This is a genomic window from Megamonas hypermegale, assembly GCF_900187035.1.
Classification (GTDB): domain Bacteria; phylum Bacillota; class Negativicutes; order Selenomonadales; family Selenomonadaceae; genus Megamonas; species Megamonas hypermegale.
Genome location: NZ_LT906446.1, coordinates 1,885,501 through 1,901,446, shown reverse-complemented (window position 1 = coordinate 1,901,446; position 15,946 = coordinate 1,885,501). Strand labels below are relative to the sequence as shown.

The window sequence follows — 15,946 nt, the reverse complement described above, 5'->3', positions numbered from 1 at the left end:
TCATTAATCAATTACAGGAACCCAATTTTTATCTTTATAGGCAGCAAAACATAAACGAATTTGTTCTTCTGTATTTTTACCAACAGAAAGATTTGGCAGATTATCGAGTGAAAAGTAAGCGCTTTCGCTTGTTTCTATATTAGGATTAAAATGACCATCGACCACTTCACATAACATGAAAATTTTAGTGATGCCATATGCGTAAAGCGGAGTATTATGGCGATTGCGGTCATGAATAGCAACTAAACGTGTTGGCACGACATTAAGTCCTGCTTCTTCGCGTGCTTCTTTAATGAGGTTATCGCAGATAGATTGATTGACATCTACCCAGCCACCTGGCATGGACCAGCGTCCATCTATTTCTTTGACGAGCAAAATTTTATCATCTTTAAAAATTACAGAGCGCGTATCAAGTTTTGGTGTTTGATATCCTGTTTCATTGCAAAAGAGATTTTGTACTTTTTCTTTTGGTAAATCAGTATATTCAGCCATTATTTCTGCTGCCATTTCACTTAAGCGAGTAAAACGTTCATGGTCAAATCTATCTTTTGTATAGGCAAGTCCTGCTTGAGCAATAAATTGCATCTCCATTGCCGTAGTAAGCCATTTCATATTTTTATACGGTTCTTCAATGCTAGTCAGTAAGTTTAAGATATCATATGGTTGGCGAAAGTAATATTTTGCCTTTATATGTTTGACTGAATTGCATTGCCAAGTAGCTAAACCAAAATCGAGTTTTAACTTTTGGCAGATAATGTTCTTGTCTAAATCTGTACCGATGAATAAACTTGTGTCTTTGTCGGTTATTTGCGTATCATTATCTAAATTTATAAATTCAACTGCATAATTTTTTTGACGAAGCAGTGGAAGTATTTCACAAAGAGCAGTATCGCTATTTAATTTTTGGTCGAATAATAGTTTTTTATACATAGTATCACCTACAGATAAGATTTTAGCTACTTTTTATTATATATTAATTTTATAAAAATTTTTATTGAAAATGTGTCTCATTTATTATATAATTACAAATATGATAATGATTATCAATTAAAAGAGGGATGGACTATGAAATCATATGATAATGTAGAAACGATGTTAGCTTTTCATGGTGCACCAACACTAGAAGGAATAAAACCAGGCAATTTAATTTCTTTTAATAAAAATAGAATAAAAAATTGTCAACGCATTTTAAATCAGTATAAAACTTGTATGGAATGCAATGGTATTTATTTTTTTACTTTATCAGAAACAGAAAATTGGTTATTGCTGTTTATTTATCGAAAAAATACTTTAAAGCAATTAATACAAAATAAGGAAATACGAGAGTTTTTAAGTTCGTATGGATATGAACATTGTAGATATTTAAGTCAGTATTTACGCTATTTAAAGATTAGAATGTCATTGCAGAAAGGTTTTCCTCATGAAATAGGCATATTTTTAGGCTATCCACTAGATGATGTAAAGGGATTTATCGAGCATAGTGGACGTCATTTCAAGATATCTGGGCAATGGAAGGTTTATTCTGATACGAAGCGTGCTGAAGAACTTTTTAACAAATATGCGGAATGCTCAAATAGATATTGTGCTTGTTTATTGAGAGGACAATCCATAGAAGAATTAGTTAAAGCTGTATGAATTTAGGAGGTTTTTATGAATAAAGTAGCAGTTGTTTTTTGGAGTGGTTCTGGTAATACGGAAGCTATGGCTAATGCCATTAAAAAAGGTGTAGAAAAAGCTAACGCAGTATGTGATTTATTTTTTGTTAGCGATTTTGATATAAATTCTGTAGAAAAATATGATGGAATAATACTCGGTTGTCCTGCTATGGGCAATGAAGTCTTAGAAGAATGCGAATTTCAACCAGCATACGATGAAATGGAAAAATTTTTAAATGGAAAATCAGTGGGTTTATTTGGCTCTTATGGTTGGGGCAGTGGTGAATGGATGGAAAGCTGGGAAGCACAAGTAAAAGATGCTGGTGCTAAATTGTTTGAAAAAGGTTTGATAATAAATGAAGCTCCAGATGAAGATGGTTTAAATTCATCTGAAGAATTTGGCATGCGCTTTGCGCAAAGTAAATGAAATGAATATATAGATTAATCGGTGCGTAATAGAATATGTATATAAGTCTTGGGAATAGGAAAAACCTATTCCTTTTTTATTTGACTTATAGTGAACTTTAAGTGATAGGATATAATGGCTATAGAAAAATGACTTTGTTTTATGTTATGATAAATAAAGTTGTATAAGTTATGTAATAGGAGAGATATTCATGGAAAAAGCAGAGGTTTATTTTACCGATATGCGAGCATATCCAGGTAAAGAAAATTTGTTACAGAAACTTAATCGTTTGATGGTTAAAGCTGGTATCGACAAAATTGATTTCAAAAATAAATTTGTCGCAATTAAAATTCATTTTGGCGAACCAGGCAATTTAGCATATCTTCGTCCAAACTTTGCTAAAGTTGTAGCCGATGCAGTAAAACAGCGCGGTGGTAAACCATTTTTAACTGATTGCAATACTTTATATGTAGGTCGTAGAAAAAACGCGCTTGAACATATGGATGCTGCTTATGAAAATGGTTACAATCCATTTACAACAGGTTGTCAGATTATCATTGCAGATGGTTTAAAGGGAACAGATGAAGCATACGTACCAGTTCCAAATGGCGAATATGTAAAAGAAGCTAAAGTTGGTCAGGCACTCATGGATGCAGATATCATCATTGATTTATCTCATTTCAAAGGCCATGAAATGACAGGCTTTGGTGGAGCTATTAAAAATATCGGCATGGGTGGCGGTTCTCGTGCTGGTAAAATGGAAATGCACTGTGATGGTAAACCTTCTGTTGATGCGGAAAAATGCGTAGGTTGCGGTGCTTGTGCACGTATTTGCGCACATGGTGCTCCAATTATCACAGATAAAAAATGCACTATTGACCAAAATAAATGCGTAGGTTGCGGTCGTTGCATTGGTGCATGCCATTTTGATGCTATCAGCCCTAACAACTGGAATGCAGAAGATTTATTGAATTGCCGTATGGCGGAATATGCAATGGCAATTCTTCATGATAGACCACAGTTCCATATCAATATCATCACTGATGTTTCACCAAACTGTGATTGTCATGGTGAAAATGATATGCCAATCGTACCAAATCTCGGTATGGCTGCTTCTTTTGACCCAGTTGCTATTGACCAAGCTTGTGCAGATATCGTAAATGAAGCACCAGTAATCGCTGGTTCTGAACTTGCAGACAATATCTTAAAAGATAGTCTTGAAGCTGCAAAACATGACCATTTCCACAATACACATCCAAATACAAACTGGCGTGTATGTCTCGAACATGCTGAAAAAATTGGTTTGGGTACTTGCCAATATAAATTAATAAAAATTTAATCGTTTAATTAATGAAAAACAGCACTAATTTTATAGTGCTGTTTTTTTATGTTGTGTACCAGTTAATATATATAAATAAACAATAATAATTAATAAGTTTTAATTATTAATATATAGAATATAATTATTTTGGGCTATTGAAAAAATTGAAAATTAGTTTTAAAATAGTTAAGTAGTTAAGTAAAATATAATAAAGAAAGGAAAATTTGCATGGTAAAAAGATATGGTATTTTTTTAATTGGACTTACGTTTATGTCCTTTGGGATTGTTTTGATTATTAAGTCAGCATTAGGCACATCTCCAATTTCTAGTGTACCATATGTATTAAGTTTGGCATTGCCATTTACAGTTGGGCAATTTAATTTTGTAGTTAGTTCATTGATGTTTATTTTACAACCGATTATTTTGCACAGTAAATTTGAATGGGTACAGATATTGCAAGTACCAATGACATTTATTTTTTGTGCATTTATCGATTTGTTTATGTACATATTATCTTGGCTTCATCCACAAGCGTATTATCAACATATTTTAGTATTGTTGATTGGCTGTGTTTTCATGGGTTTAGGTGTTACCTGCCAATTATTAGGTAGAGTCGTTATGCTTCCTGGTGAAGGATTAGTAAATGCGATTGCTACTCATTGGAAATTGGATTTTGGTAAAATAAAAGTTATTTTTGATTGGTCTCTTGTTGCGATTGCAGCAGTGATATCTTTGTATTACTTTGGAACTATAGAAGGTATTCGTGAAGGAACGCTCGTTTCAGCATTTGCTACAGGCATGTTGGTAAAATTCTTTATGAATATGCTTTTAAAGATAAGAATAAAACGAATTGACAAATTAAGACAGCAATGTAAAATTAATAAAATGAGAACTCAATCATAATTATTACGTTGTAATTATAGTAAAAAATCCTGTAAAGCTTTTGGCTTTATGGGATTTTTTCATAAGTTATTAGAAATTGTCTATAGTATAGAAATAAAAAAATCCCGAAGATTTTCTTCGGGATTTTCTATATCGTTAATTAAAATACATCATGAAGAATGATTGTCTGGTCACGGTTTGGTCCTACGGAAACAAAGCCAAGGTCAATACCTGTAACCTGTGCCATTCTTTCGAGATATTTACGAGCGTTTTCTGGTAAATCTTCATATTTTCTAATGCCAGAGATATCTGTTTTCCAACCAGCAAATGTTTCATAAACTGGTTCTACATTAGCGAGAACTTTTAAGCTTGCAGGCATTTCATCTAAGATTTCACCATTGTATTTATAAGCTACGCACATTTTGATTTCATCGAAAGTATCGAGGATATCAAGACGTGTAACAGCCATGTAATCAATACCGCTGAGGTAACCTGCATAGCGAACTACGCAAGCATCAAGCCAGCCAGTACGACGAGGACGACCTGTAACTGTGCCGTATTCATGACCGCAATCACGGATTTTATCGCCGATTTCATTGAGCTGTTCAGTTGGGAATGGTCCTTCACCAACACGAGTGCAATAGGCTTTTACGATACCTACTACTTTATCGATTTTGTTAGGGCCTACACCAGCGCCAGAGCAAACGCCACCAGCTGTTGGATGAGAAGCTGTAACGTAAGGATAAGTACCATGGTCGATATCGAGCATAGTAGCTTGAGCACCTTCAAACATTACTTTTTTGCCTGCTTTAATTTCTTTATTTAAGAAAGCAGATGTATCGATTACATATTTTTTGAGTTTTTCAGCATAGCCGAGATATTCAGTGCGGATATCTTCATAGCTTAATGGTTCTTTACCATAGAGTTTTACGAGTTCACGATTTTTAACATCGAGAGCTGTTTTTAATTTTTCGCTGAAAGTTTCTTTATCGATTAAGTCGCAAACGCGAATACCGATACGATTATCACGGTCCATATAGCATGGGCCAATGCCACGTTTTGTTGTACCGATTTTAAGGTCGCCTTTATTTTCTTCTTCAAGTCCGTCCATGAGGCGATGATAAGGCATAACTACATGAGCACGATTGGAAATTCTCAGTCCGTCAACACTATAACCGTCTTTTTTAAGAGCTTCCATTTCTTGAAGAATAACTTCAGGGTCAAAAGCTACACCATTAGCGATGACACAAATTTTATTATCATAGAGCATACCAGATGGCATGAGTCTTTGTTTGAATTCCTTACCGTCTACGGAAACAGTATGACCTGCATTACTGCCACCTTGATAACGTACAACTATATCAGCTTTTTCTGCTAAATAGTCTACGATTTTACCTTTACCTTCATCACCCCATTGGGTGCCGGTTACAACGACTGTTGACATGTGAAAATACTTCCTTTCTTTTGCTTTATAGTTATTATTCAATGCCGAAACGAGCCATAATCATATCTACATTGCGTAAGAACCATTTATAATCAAAGCAGTTGTCAATTTCTTCTTTAGTAAGATATTTTGTAATATCTGGGTCTTTTTCTACATTTGTGCGGAAATCTTCGCCTTTGAGCCATCTAGCCATAGCATTTCTTTGAACCCATTTATAAGCCTCTTCACGTAATACGCCTTTGCTTACAACAGCGAGCATGATGCGCTGACTGAAGATAAGTCCGCCTGTTTTATTGAGGTTTGCCATCATAGCTTCTGGATAAACGAGGAGTTTATCTAAAAGATTAGTTAATTTACGGCAGCAATAATCAACGTTGATAGTGCTATCTGGTAAGATTACACGTTCAACAGAAGAGTGAGAAATATCACGTTCATGCCAAAGAGTGATATCTTCCATAGCAGCAATAGCATTACCACGAACAAGGCGTGCCATACCGCTGATACGTTCACCAGTGATTGGGTTACGTTTATGAGGCATAGCGGAAGAACCTTTTTGACCTGGTTGGAAGTATTCTTCAGCTTCACGAATATCTGTACGTTGGAGATTGCGAAGTTCAGTTGCAATTTTTTCAAATGTACTAGCTACGATAGCGAGTGTAGTCATATATTCTGCATGACGGTCACGCTGAATAACTTGAGTAGCAAGTTTTACAGGAGTGATGCCAAGTTTTTTGCAAGTAATTTCTTCAATACGAGGGTCAATGTTGGAATAAGTACCAACGGCACCGGAAAGTTTACCAACAGCAACAACATCTTTAGCACGTTTTACACGTTCGATATCACGGCAAACTTCATCATACCATAAAGCAAATTTTAAACCAAAAGTCATAGGTTCTGCATGGATACCATGTGTACGACCGATGCAAACAGTATGTTTATATTTTTTAGCTTGACGTAATAAAACATCACGAAGTTTTTCGAGGTCATCTAAGATGATTTCGGCGGATTTTTTCATCATAATGCCGAGCGCTGTATCTTTAACGTCGCTGGAAGTTAATCCTTTGTGGATGTATTTAGAGTCTTCACCAACGTATTCAGCAACGTTAGTTAAGAATGCAATAATATCATGATTAGTAACTTTTTCAATTTCTTTAACGCGATTTAAATCAAATTTTGCTTTAGCACGAATGTTTTTAGCAGCTTCTACAGGAATTTGACCAAGTTCAGCCATTGCTTCACAAGCTGTAATTTCAACTTCAAGCATTACTTCAAATTCGTGTTGGAGAGTCCAAATTCTTCCCATTTCAGGATTGGTATAGCGTTCAATCATTTAAAAATTTCCTCCTCATATTCAAAAACCAGCTATAAAATTTCTACTGATAACAGCAAAAAGAACTCAAATGGAATGATTGTTTCGACATTTGAGTTATTTGTAAAATCTTTATGTAGCTTTTACCTTCATATCATAGCATTTAATTGGCTTTAGTGTCAATCAAAAGGGATTAATAAAAAACTTCCACTGCTTATAATTAGTAGTGGAAGTGATAGGCGATTAAATATTATCATCATTTGTACGTAAAAGGTCAGCAAATTTAGTAAATTGTTTATGAAAGAATAATTGTATGCTATCTACAGGACCGTTACGGTGTTTAGCGATTATGACGTCTGTGATATTTTTGTTTTCTGTTTCAGCGTTATAATAGTCTTCACGATATAAGAACATAACGATATCGGCATCTTGTTCAAGGGAGCCCGATTCACGCAAGTCACTGAGCATTGGCTTTTTAATTTGACGAGATTCTACACTACGAGAGAGCTGAGAAAGTGCAATGACAGGTACATTGAGTTCACGAGCTAATGATTTTAAGGAACGAGAGATTTCTGAGATTTCTTGTTGTCGATTATCTCCGCCCTTATTATTGCGTCCCTGCATTAATTGCAGATAGTCGATTAATATGAGACTTAAACCTTTTTCTTGTTGCAGGCGGCGAGCTTTAGAGCGCAGTTCCATGATTGTGATACCAGGCGTATCATCAATATAAAGTGGTGCTTTAGAGAATTTATCGGCAGCAGCAATAAGTTTTTGCCAATCCTGTTCATCTAAATCGCCAACGCGCAGTCTTTGCGATTCGACAAGACCTTCAGCGCATAACATACGTTGCATTAATTGTTCTTTAGACATTTCAAGTGAGAAAAATGCGACAGGTTTATTTTCTTTTATGGCAACGTGGGAAGCGATATTTAAAGTGAAAGCTGTTTTACCCATACTAGGTCTAGCTGCAACGAGTATTAAATCTGATGGTTGTAATCCAGCTGTGAGTTTATCTAAATCTTTAAAGCCTGTAGAAAGCCCAGTGAGTCCGCCTTTTGATTCATAAAGGCTTTCTATTTTGCTAAATGTATCAATTACAATTTGCTTTATCGGCGTGAAATCACTTGTTTTGCGATTGGAAGAGATTTCCAAAATCATTTTTTCGGCTTTATCCATGATGGCATCAGCATCTTCGCTGTCTTCATATCCCATGGTAGCGATGGCTGTTGCTGTATTTATGAGACGGCGCATCAATGATTTTTCTCGGACGATTTTAGCATAAAAGATTACGTTAGCAGCTGTTGGAACAGTATTGGCTAATGCTGTAACAAAAGCGATACCGCCGACTTTTTCTAATTGTGCGGATTTATTTAATTGTTCAATTACTGTCAGATTATCTACAGCTTGATTTTTATTTGATAAATCAAGCATGGTTTCATATACAATACGATGAGCTTCACGGTAGAAATCATTCGGACCAAGGATTTGAGCCGCTTCAGCAATCGCTTCTTTAGAGATGAGCATAGCACCGAGAACGGCTTGTTCTGCTTCGATATTTTGCGGAGGCATTCTATCTATCAAGTCTAATCACCTCTTTTTCTTTTTGTTTAAACTAGAGCTAAATCGAGTACTTCTTGTGCTGTTTTTACGGTGTGAACGTCAAGTCCATGCAAATCAGGTGGTATATCTTGTTCATTTTCAGCAGGAATTATAAGAGTTTTTATGCCTGCTTGGCTGGCACCATACGCTTTTTCAAATACTCCACCGACTGGACGAACCATGCCTTGGATGGAAATTTCACCTGTTATAGCGATATTTTGGCGTATCGGTCTATTGGTTATGGCAGAAACAAGTGCTGTTAAAATAGCACTGCCGGCAGAAGGTCCATCGATATTGCCACCACCTATGATATTGATATGAATGTCATAATTATGAATATCTTCACCCGTTACTTTGCGAACAACAGCAGCTGCATTAAATACTGAGTCCTTAGCCATAGAGCCAGCTGTCTGGTTAAAGCGGATAGAACCTTTTCCTTTTTCAGTCGCTTTAAATGCAACAGCTTCTATTTCAATGACAGAACCGATAAAACCAGCTACACCAAGGCCAAAAATCTTGCCAACTTCTGTTTTATCTGATGCTTTTTTGGTGATAAATGGTGATAAACGGCTGACTTGAGCTACTGTATAAACATCTTCAGCTTTAATCATAACATCATCAATATTGCCATCATTATTAGATAAGGCATTGCTATAAGCATCAGCTAAAATATTGATAGCTTTACGTCCTTCTATCGTGTATTCACTGATTAATTGCGCTACATTGTCATCAAGTTTAGCGTTTAATTTTGTAGCAGCGTTTTTAACGATAGTTTGAATGTGTTTTGGTGTGAGTGGTTCAAAGTAAATTTCAGCGCAGCGTGAGCGAAGTGCTGGATTTATATAGCTTGCATCACGTGTCGTAGCACCGATTAATACGAAATCAGCTGGAGCACCTTCATCAAACAGTTTTTTGATGTATGTTGGAATGTTTTCATCGGTTGGGTCGTAATAAGCGGAGTCAAAATATGCTCGTTTATCTTCAAGTACTTTTAATAATTTATTTTGAAGCATTTCATCGAGTTCGCCTATTTCATCAATGAATAAAATACCACCATGGGCATCTGTTACAAGTCCAGGTTTTGGTTCTGGAATACCGCCATCAGCAAGGTCACGTCTAGCACCTTGATAAATAGGGTCATGAACAGAACCTAAAAGTGGATTTGTTATGCCACGTGGGTCATAGCGAAGTGTTGTACCATCAGTTTCAATGAAAGGTGCATCTTCTTTAAATGGTGTATGTGCTTGCTTACAAGCTTCTTGCAATACGAGGCGAGCAGCTGTTGTCTTGCCGACACCTGGAGGACCGTATAATAATAAATGCTGTGGATATGGAGAGCTTAATTTGGCTTTTAAAGCGTGAATAGCGCGTTCTTGTCCCACAATTTCATCTAAACTTTGCGGTCTTAAAAGTTCCATGACAGATTTAGTCAAATGAATTTTGTTTTTAGCCTCAAGTTCAGCCAGTTTTGCTTTAGATTGTGGAGTATCAACTTCGTGTGTTTCTTCTTTTAAGATTTGTTGACGAATATCATCAATATAATCTTGATGATTTTCTTCCATTTTAGCAGCAATGCGCTTTTCTAGTTGGTCTTCCAAAGAACGGCGTGCCATTTGGTTAGCCATGTATTCTGTCATTTCAGCGATTAAATCGGAGATTTCTGCTTCAGTTGGAACTTTGTCTAAAGTAGGATTTTCATAGATGATTTTTTGCAGTGCTAAAACGCGTTCATTTCTATTATCAGAACGCATTAATTTTAAAGCATTGAGTTTACCTGCTTTTAAAACAAGGCGGTCAGAACCTTCCATATCTATTAATATGGAGTATAAAGCTTCGATATCATGGTCGATTGGTTTTGGTTCATTTTGCGCTTTTTTTGCGGAAATAGTAGGCTGCTGTATATTTACAGCAGCCTTTTTACGTTTATTGTTATTCTTTTGTTTGAAAAAACGAGAAAAAATACTCATTATATCCTCACTTATTTTTCAATGACGTGAACAGTTATAGTAGAACTTATTTCAGGGTGAACTTTTATTGTAGCAGTATAATCACCTAAGCAAGTAATACTTCTAACTTCGATTTTACGTTTATCAATATCGATATTGTGCTGTTCTTTTAAAGTATTGGCAATATCTTTACTTGTTACAGAACCGAATAATTTACTGCCTTCACCAACTCGTACAGGAATTGTGATTTCTACTTGAGAAAGTTGAGCTGCCATTAGGCGAGCTTCATCATTTGCCTGCTGTTTTTTGCGTTCAGCAGATTTTTGTTTTGCACGAGCTTCATTTAAATTTTGTTTTGTTGCTTCTACAGCATATTTTTTAGCGATTAAGAAGTTTCTACCATATCCTTCGGCTACTTCTACGATATCGCCTTTTTTTCCAACTTTTTTAAGGTCTTGTAGCATTATTACTTTCATTTTCGTCAACCTCTCTCATGTATTTTAAAGTAGTATTTACTATATCTGCTTTTAAATCGTCTAAATCGCGGTCTTTAACTTGTGTTCCAGCTACGTTTTGATGACCACCGCCACCAAAATGTTCCATTATGACTTGGACATTTACCTCTCCTGTAGAACGAGCACTGACTCCGATTAAATTATCTTTTAATTTAAAGAATACAATGCTGACGCGGACATTTTCAATACATAATAAATCATCGGCTATTTTGCCAGATGTAGCTTGGATATTTGCCGTATTTTCAGGACAAACGGCAACAAGAAGACCTTCTTTATAAAATCTTGAACTAGCGATAGCTTTACCTACAGCTAAGTTTGCTTCATAATCTGTGCGGAATAAATAGTGAACTGCTTCCGGGTCTGCCCCGCAGCGACGCAGATAAGAAACAGCATCAAATGTACGAACACCAGTATTTACGCGGAAATTTTTTGTATCAACGACAATACCAGAATAAAGGGCGGTTGCTTCTAAGCGTGAAAGATGTACATTTTCATTAAAGTACATCAAAAGTTCAGTGATTAATTCACTTGTAGATGAAGAATATGGTTCGATATAAATTAATAGAGCGTTTTTAATTACATTTTCAGAACGACGATGATGGTCTATGACGATGACATTATTAATAGAAGATAATAAATCTGCTCCTGCTACCAAATACGGTATATGTGTATCGACTACAAATAATACTGGATTTAGAGCTGTCATAGCCAATGCTTCTTTTGTCGTTATAAATAAATTTTCAAAGACTTTTTCAGTTTTGCATAGATTGATTAATTTGTCTACACCTTCATTCATATCACTTAAGATGATATAAACAGGTTTTCCGAGTTGGCGTGCCATATGAGCAACACCGATAGCAGCACCGAGGCTGTCAAAATCTTCATTATGATGACCCATGACAAAGACGAGGTCAGAGTTTTCCATGCGTTCATAAATAGCATGAGCAACAACACGCGCTTTAACGCGTGTATGTTTTTCAACAGCTTTAGCTTTACCACCAAAAAATTGAACTTTGCCATCTAAGTCTACAGCAACTTGGTCGCCTCCACGGCCTAAAGCTAAATCAAGATGAGATTGAGCAAGAGAACCGAGTGCTTCCATGGACATTTTGGGACGACTTTGTACAAGACCAATACTGAGCGTTATTGGATACTTATTATCGCCATGTAAATTGCGAATTTTATCGAGAATATCAAATTTTTCACTGATAGCCAAATCGAGTGCATGGCGTTCCATCATGACAATGTACATATCGTCAGAAAGACGGCGCAGTAAAATGCCGAGATTATGTGCCCATTTATCTAATTGATTGTTGACTTCAAATAAAATAGAAGTACGTTGGGCTTCGCTTAATCCTTGCATAACATCATCATAGTTATCAATTTGGATGTAACCAAATACAAGTGTACGCATGGCTGTATCTAATTTAAAATGTTCATATTCTGTTACATCATAGATATAAAGTGCCATGAATTCGGTATTTTCAGCGTTTTTTATTACGGGACGATGTGTTATCCAATAAAATTTATTATCTTGAGAAAATACGCAGGAGCCATCGCGTCCCCAAAATTTATCAATAGGCATATTAGGCCAAACATTATAAATAAAAGAACCTATTTGAGGTGTAGTCTTGAACCAGCGTTCAAATTCATGATTATACCATTCAATACGAGATTCTTTGTTGATGACTATAATAACTTGAGGTAGTCTTTCTAAAGCAAAATTAGAAAGTTCGTTTACATTTTTTATGATATTTTCATAGTATTTTTTTAATGTTCGACGGCGTTCAATGCAGCGTTCTTTAAGATATAACATTAGGCATATCCATAAAACGACTCCTCCGCCAAAGATATACCAGTTATATTGCAATAATACGATTAATAAACCTAAAGATGCTATCATTGTTATACAAATATCTATCCAAACGGATAATTTGCTAATCATGAAGAAGCCTCCTAATTGCGGTCAGTTTTGATTTTTTTACGATAGTCGACTATCATATCGAAAAATCCTGCAAGTGCAACGATTTGAGCTATTATCATATTTAGACAAACCATTACAATGATAAAAATCCATACAGCAGTAGGCCATTTCTTAAGTTTATAGAAAAAGCGGATAACAGATAATCCTTGAATTAAACCAATAACATTAGCACATAGATAAGTATTTAAAGAAATTTGATATAAAAGACTGATATCACGCGTAGAACCCCAATACATACCAATTAATGAAAAGGCATAAATATAGATGAATATTTTGGGAAAATGCCATAGGGTAAATGGTGGTAGAGTGTTAATATCAGTAGTGCCTAATCTTTTTAAAAGGAAAGAACTAGCCATGTAATTAATAACTAATTTTAACAAAGCATTGAAAACAAATAACATAGGTAAAACAAGAGCTAATGTTTCAATGATATGTTGACTCTGTCTATTAGCATCTATCATTGCTTCGGAGGTTACTCCCATAGAAGAGAACATATCGTTCGTATCTAGCATAGCCGTTTTAAAGGATTCCAATTGTTCCACAAAAATATTGATACCTGTTAAATAAAATGTAAGTATCAAAAATAAAGCTGTGCCGATTAATGAGGCAATAAAACTGCTGACAAATATTTTTACAGCTGACCATTTTAATTTAAAACCAATACCTAAAGTCAAAGCTAAAGGAGTAGATGAAAAAATTAACGGAAGAGCCGTAACAGGTGTTAAAAATAAACAAAGTATTATACCTGATATTAAAACGCTGGCTAAACCGTATTTAAGGTGATGTTTAGCAGTAATTATTGTAATTGGCAAAGTCCAAAATAAAATTACAAAAGGAATGTACAGACCAGCTATTGCAATAATTACAGTTATGGCAGTAAGTAGGCTACTTTCAGTCAAAGGTCGTAGCTTATTATGTGTCATTATAAAATCCTTTCATAAATAAAAATCGAAAAATCTAATATTTAATTATAATATAAAATCTTGTTTACTGCAAAGTATATAGCATATATAAAAAAGCATTTCCCTAAAACAAATTAAGGAAATGCTTTTGCTATTTTTTGGTAAAAATACATTTACCATTTAACCAAGTTTGTTCAACTTCATAATTTTTATTGATAATAATGAAATCAGCATATTTGCCCTTTTTAATACTGCCTAAGTATTTATCTATGTTAAATCGTTTAGCAGGATTAAGCGAAGCCATATTAATTGCATTAATAGGTTTTTCGCCAATATCCTCTATCAGAAGTTTGATTTCTTTTAATAATGTAGTAGTACTGCCAGCAAGGTTACCATCATCGATGCGAGCAATTCCATTTTTTACATTAAATGGCAATGTGCCGAGCATATAGCGTCCATCATTTAAGCCAGTAGCACGAATAGCATCACTTACAAGAATTATTTTATCTTTTGGTTTACAATTTAAAAGAATTTTTATAGCAGGTAAAGATACATGTATACCATCGGCGATTAATTCAGCATATATATCATCGCGAGTGAGCGCTGCACCCAAAAGATTAGGATTTCGATGATGCATTTGTTCCATAGCGCAATAAGTGTGTACACTAGCATCAGCACCAGCATCAAAACAAGCACAAGCCTCTGTATAATCAGCACTGCTGTGACCAAGAGATACTTTTAGATTTAATTTATTAGTTATCCAATTTGTAAAAGTGAAAGCGTTTTCTTTTTCAGGTGCGATGATTATTGTTTTTACAGGACCGAGTGATTGCATATGAAGGATTTCTTCTTTATTTAACGGACGAATAAATTTTTCTGGATGAGCTCCTCTATGCTGTGTGGTGATATAGGGACCTTCGATGAACATACCTAAAATACGAGCGCTATTTAAAGTCTTTTGGCAATTAGCTATGTTAGTAATTGCATTATAAATATCTGAAAGAGGTGCTGTCACTGTTGTTGGCATCCAAGTAGTAGTTCCTTGTGTTAATAAATAATCACTGATATTTTGAATGGCATTAGTAGTGCTATCCATTGTATCGCAACCAACAGCTCCGTGAATATGCGTATCAATTAAACCTGGTAATATATACGAATTGGGAAAATCTTTAACTTCTATATCAGATGTTATATCGTTTTTATCAATAAATCCAGCAAACTTATCATCTTCGAGCAATAGATATTTGTTTAACTCAATAGAAGTTTCCGTAAATATTTTTTGTGCTTTGATAGCTGTTTTACTCACCAATGCCACCTGCTAATTTAGAAATATTAGTTGGTGTAGAACGAGATTGAAATACCTGAATTCTTGATTGATGACTATCAACTAGTATTTCAGCTAAACTAGATGCAGTTTGATTTGTTCTGCTGAATAAAGCTTCTAAAAGTACAGGAATATTTGTACCACTGATTACTTTACTGTTTGCAAGATGTGTAGATAAAATTACACTTTGATTAAATGGTGTACCACCTGCGATATCTGTGCAGAAAATTATATCAGAACAATCCAATCGTTCAACTGCTTGTTTTAATTCTTCGGCTAAGTCTGTGTTTGTAGAACCTACAGGAAAATCAATAGCTTCAAATTTATCTTGTTTACCAGCAATGACTTCAATAGAAGAAGCTAATCCTGAAGCAAATCTACCATGACCAGTAACGATAATACCAATCATATTGAAAAACCTCCTACAGTTTGATTTTTTTTATTTTTTACAGTAATAATTGTATCATATTTACCATAAAATTTAGCATAAAAATGAAAGTTTCTGTAAAATTTACATAAATAATCGATAATTACTATTAAAAACAAAAAATATTTTATAAAAAAATATTTTAAATTATAAAAAATAGAGAAAAAAGAAGAAAATAAAAGAAATTAAGAGAAAATAAAAGAAAAATTGATATTTTTACCATTTGTCT

At 34.8% G+C, this 15,946-nt stretch carries 14 protein-coding genes; 4 read left to right on the top strand and 10 right to left on the bottom strand.

Translation table 11 applies throughout. The features are described from left to right. Positions 1–3 precede the first annotated feature (3 nt). Positions 4–930: an NUDIX hydrolase N-terminal domain-containing protein gene (locus CKV65_RS09220; protein WP_081654818.1), complete on the bottom strand. Its 927-nt coding sequence runs from the start codon at positions 928–930 to the stop codon at positions 4–6. A 135-nt stretch (positions 931–1,065) separates the two neighbouring features. On the opposite strand from CKV65_RS09220, the gene CKV65_RS09215 reads away from it, so the two are divergent. The 4 genes from CKV65_RS09215 (at position 1,066) to CKV65_RS09200 (ending at position 4,285) form a co-directional block, all read left to right on the top strand. Next, positions 1,066–1,635, top strand: a complete 570-nt coding sequence (locus tag CKV65_RS09215) for a DUF3793 family protein (protein WP_027889039.1) — start codon at positions 1,066–1,068, stop codon at positions 1,633–1,635. Between the two features lie 15 nt (positions 1,636–1,650). Then, positions 1,651–2,082: a flavodoxin gene (locus tag CKV65_RS09210; protein WP_027889038.1), complete on the top strand. Its 432-nt coding sequence runs from the start codon at positions 1,651–1,653 to the stop codon at positions 2,080–2,082. A 190-nt stretch (positions 2,083–2,272) separates the two neighbouring features. Further along, complete coding sequence (locus tag CKV65_RS09205) at positions 2,273–3,400, top strand: DUF362 domain-containing protein (RefSeq protein ID WP_027889037.1); 1,128 nt, start codon at positions 2,273–2,275, stop codon at positions 3,398–3,400. 210 nt (positions 3,401–3,610) lie between these two features. Next, the gene (locus CKV65_RS09200) at positions 3,611–4,285 is read left to right on the top strand and encodes a YczE/YyaS/YitT family protein (RefSeq protein WP_027889036.1); all 675 of its coding nucleotides are present in this window, start codon (positions 3,611–3,613) and stop codon (positions 4,283–4,285) included. A 139-nt stretch (positions 4,286–4,424) separates the two neighbouring features. Here the strand turns inward: CKV65_RS09200 and CKV65_RS09195 are convergent, their stop codons facing one another. The 9 genes from CKV65_RS09195 to agaF all read right to left on the bottom strand — a co-directional run bounded on the left by CKV65_RS09195 (position 4,425) and on the right by agaF (position 15,699). Continuing rightward, a complete protein-coding gene (locus tag CKV65_RS09195) occupies positions 4,425–5,708 on the bottom strand; it encodes an adenylosuccinate synthase (RefSeq protein WP_027889035.1) in 1,284 nt (427 codons plus the stop codon). Positions 5,709–5,742: 34 nt separating this feature from the next. After that, a complete protein-coding gene (gene purB / locus CKV65_RS09190; protein WP_027889034.1) occupies positions 5,743–7,038 on the bottom strand; it encodes an adenylosuccinate lyase in 1,296 nt (431 codons plus the stop codon). A gap of 222 nt (positions 7,039–7,260) precedes the next feature. After that, positions 7,261–8,601 carry a replicative DNA helicase gene (dnaB, locus tag CKV65_RS09185; RefSeq protein ID WP_027889033.1) on the bottom strand — a complete coding sequence of 447 codons (1,341 nt, stop codon included), beginning with the start codon at positions 8,599–8,601 and terminating at the stop codon, positions 7,261–7,263. A gap of 26 nt (positions 8,602–8,627) precedes the next feature. Next, the gene (gene lonC, locus CKV65_RS09180; RefSeq protein WP_027889032.1) at positions 8,628–10,586 is read right to left on the bottom strand and encodes a Lon family ATP-dependent protease; all 1,959 of its coding nucleotides are present in this window, start codon (positions 10,584–10,586) and stop codon (positions 8,628–8,630) included. An 11-nt stretch (positions 10,587–10,597) separates the two neighbouring features. Continuing rightward, positions 10,598–11,041 carry a 50S ribosomal protein L9 gene (gene rplI, locus CKV65_RS09175; protein WP_027889031.1) on the bottom strand — a complete coding sequence of 148 codons (444 nt, stop codon included), beginning with the start codon at positions 11,039–11,041 and terminating at the stop codon, positions 10,598–10,600. After that, positions 11,013–13,025, bottom strand: coding sequence for a DHH family phosphoesterase (locus tag CKV65_RS09170; RefSeq protein ID WP_027889030.1), 2,013 nt, complete (start codon positions 13,023–13,025; stop codon positions 11,013–11,015). The genes rplI and CKV65_RS09170 overlap by 29 nt, the downstream gene beginning before the upstream one ends. Before the next feature lie 11 nt (positions 13,026–13,036). Then, positions 13,037–13,987 carry a YybS family protein gene (locus CKV65_RS09165; protein WP_027889029.1) on the bottom strand — a complete coding sequence of 317 codons (951 nt, stop codon included), beginning with the start codon at positions 13,985–13,987 and terminating at the stop codon, positions 13,037–13,039. Positions 13,988–14,117: 130 nt separating this feature from the next. After that, positions 14,118–15,272 (bottom strand): N-acetylglucosamine-6-phosphate deacetylase, encoded by a 1,155-nt coding sequence (gene nagA, locus CKV65_RS09160; protein WP_027889028.1) that lies wholly within the window; start codon positions 15,270–15,272, stop codon positions 14,118–14,120. Next, positions 15,265–15,699 (bottom strand): PTS galactosamine/N-acetylgalactosamine transporter subunit IIA, encoded by a 435-nt coding sequence (gene agaF, locus CKV65_RS09155; RefSeq protein WP_051177510.1) that lies wholly within the window; start codon positions 15,697–15,699, stop codon positions 15,265–15,267. Before agaF ends, nagA begins: the two co-directional genes overlap by 8 nt. Between the last annotated feature and the right edge of the window lie 247 nt (positions 15,700–15,946).

Bases quoted from the DNA above. Each gene is read 5' to 3' on its own strand.
- CKV65_RS09165 (WP_027889029.1), bottom strand. From the start codon at position 13,987: ATGACACATAATAAGCTACGACCTTTGACTGAAAGTAGCCTACTTACT.
- purB (WP_027889034.1), bottom strand. From the start codon at position 7,038: ATGATTGAACGCTATACCAATCCTGAAATGGGAAGAATTTGGACTCTC.
- CKV65_RS09170 (WP_027889030.1), bottom strand. From the start codon at position 13,025: ATGATTAGCAAATTATCCGTTTGGATAGATATTTGTATAACAATGATA.
- agaF (WP_051177510.1), bottom strand. From the start codon at position 15,699: ATGATTGGTATTATCGTTACTGGTCATGGTAGATTTGCTTCAGGATTA.
- CKV65_RS09195 (WP_027889035.1), bottom strand. From the start codon at position 5,708: ATGTCAACAGTCGTTGTAACCGGCACCCAATGGGGTGATGAAGGTAAA.
- CKV65_RS09210 (WP_027889038.1), top strand. From the start codon at position 1,651: ATGAATAAAGTAGCAGTTGTTTTTTGGAGTGGTTCTGGTAATACGGAA.
- CKV65_RS09200 (WP_027889036.1), top strand. From the start codon at position 3,611: ATGGTAAAAAGATATGGTATTTTTTTAATTGGACTTACGTTTATGTCC.
- CKV65_RS09215 (WP_027889039.1), top strand. From the start codon at position 1,066: ATGAAATCATATGATAATGTAGAAACGATGTTAGCTTTTCATGGTGCA.
- CKV65_RS09205 (WP_027889037.1), top strand. From the start codon at position 2,273: ATGGAAAAAGCAGAGGTTTATTTTACCGATATGCGAGCATATCCAGGT.
- rplI (WP_027889031.1), bottom strand. From the start codon at position 11,041: ATGAAAGTAATAATGCTACAAGACCTTAAAAAAGTTGGAAAAAAAGGC.
- lonC (WP_027889032.1), bottom strand. From the start codon at position 10,586: ATGAGTATTTTTTCTCGTTTTTTCAAACAAAAGAATAACAATAAACGT.
- CKV65_RS09220 (WP_081654818.1), bottom strand. From the start codon at position 930: ATGTATAAAAAACTATTATTCGACCAAAAATTAAATAGCGATACTGCT.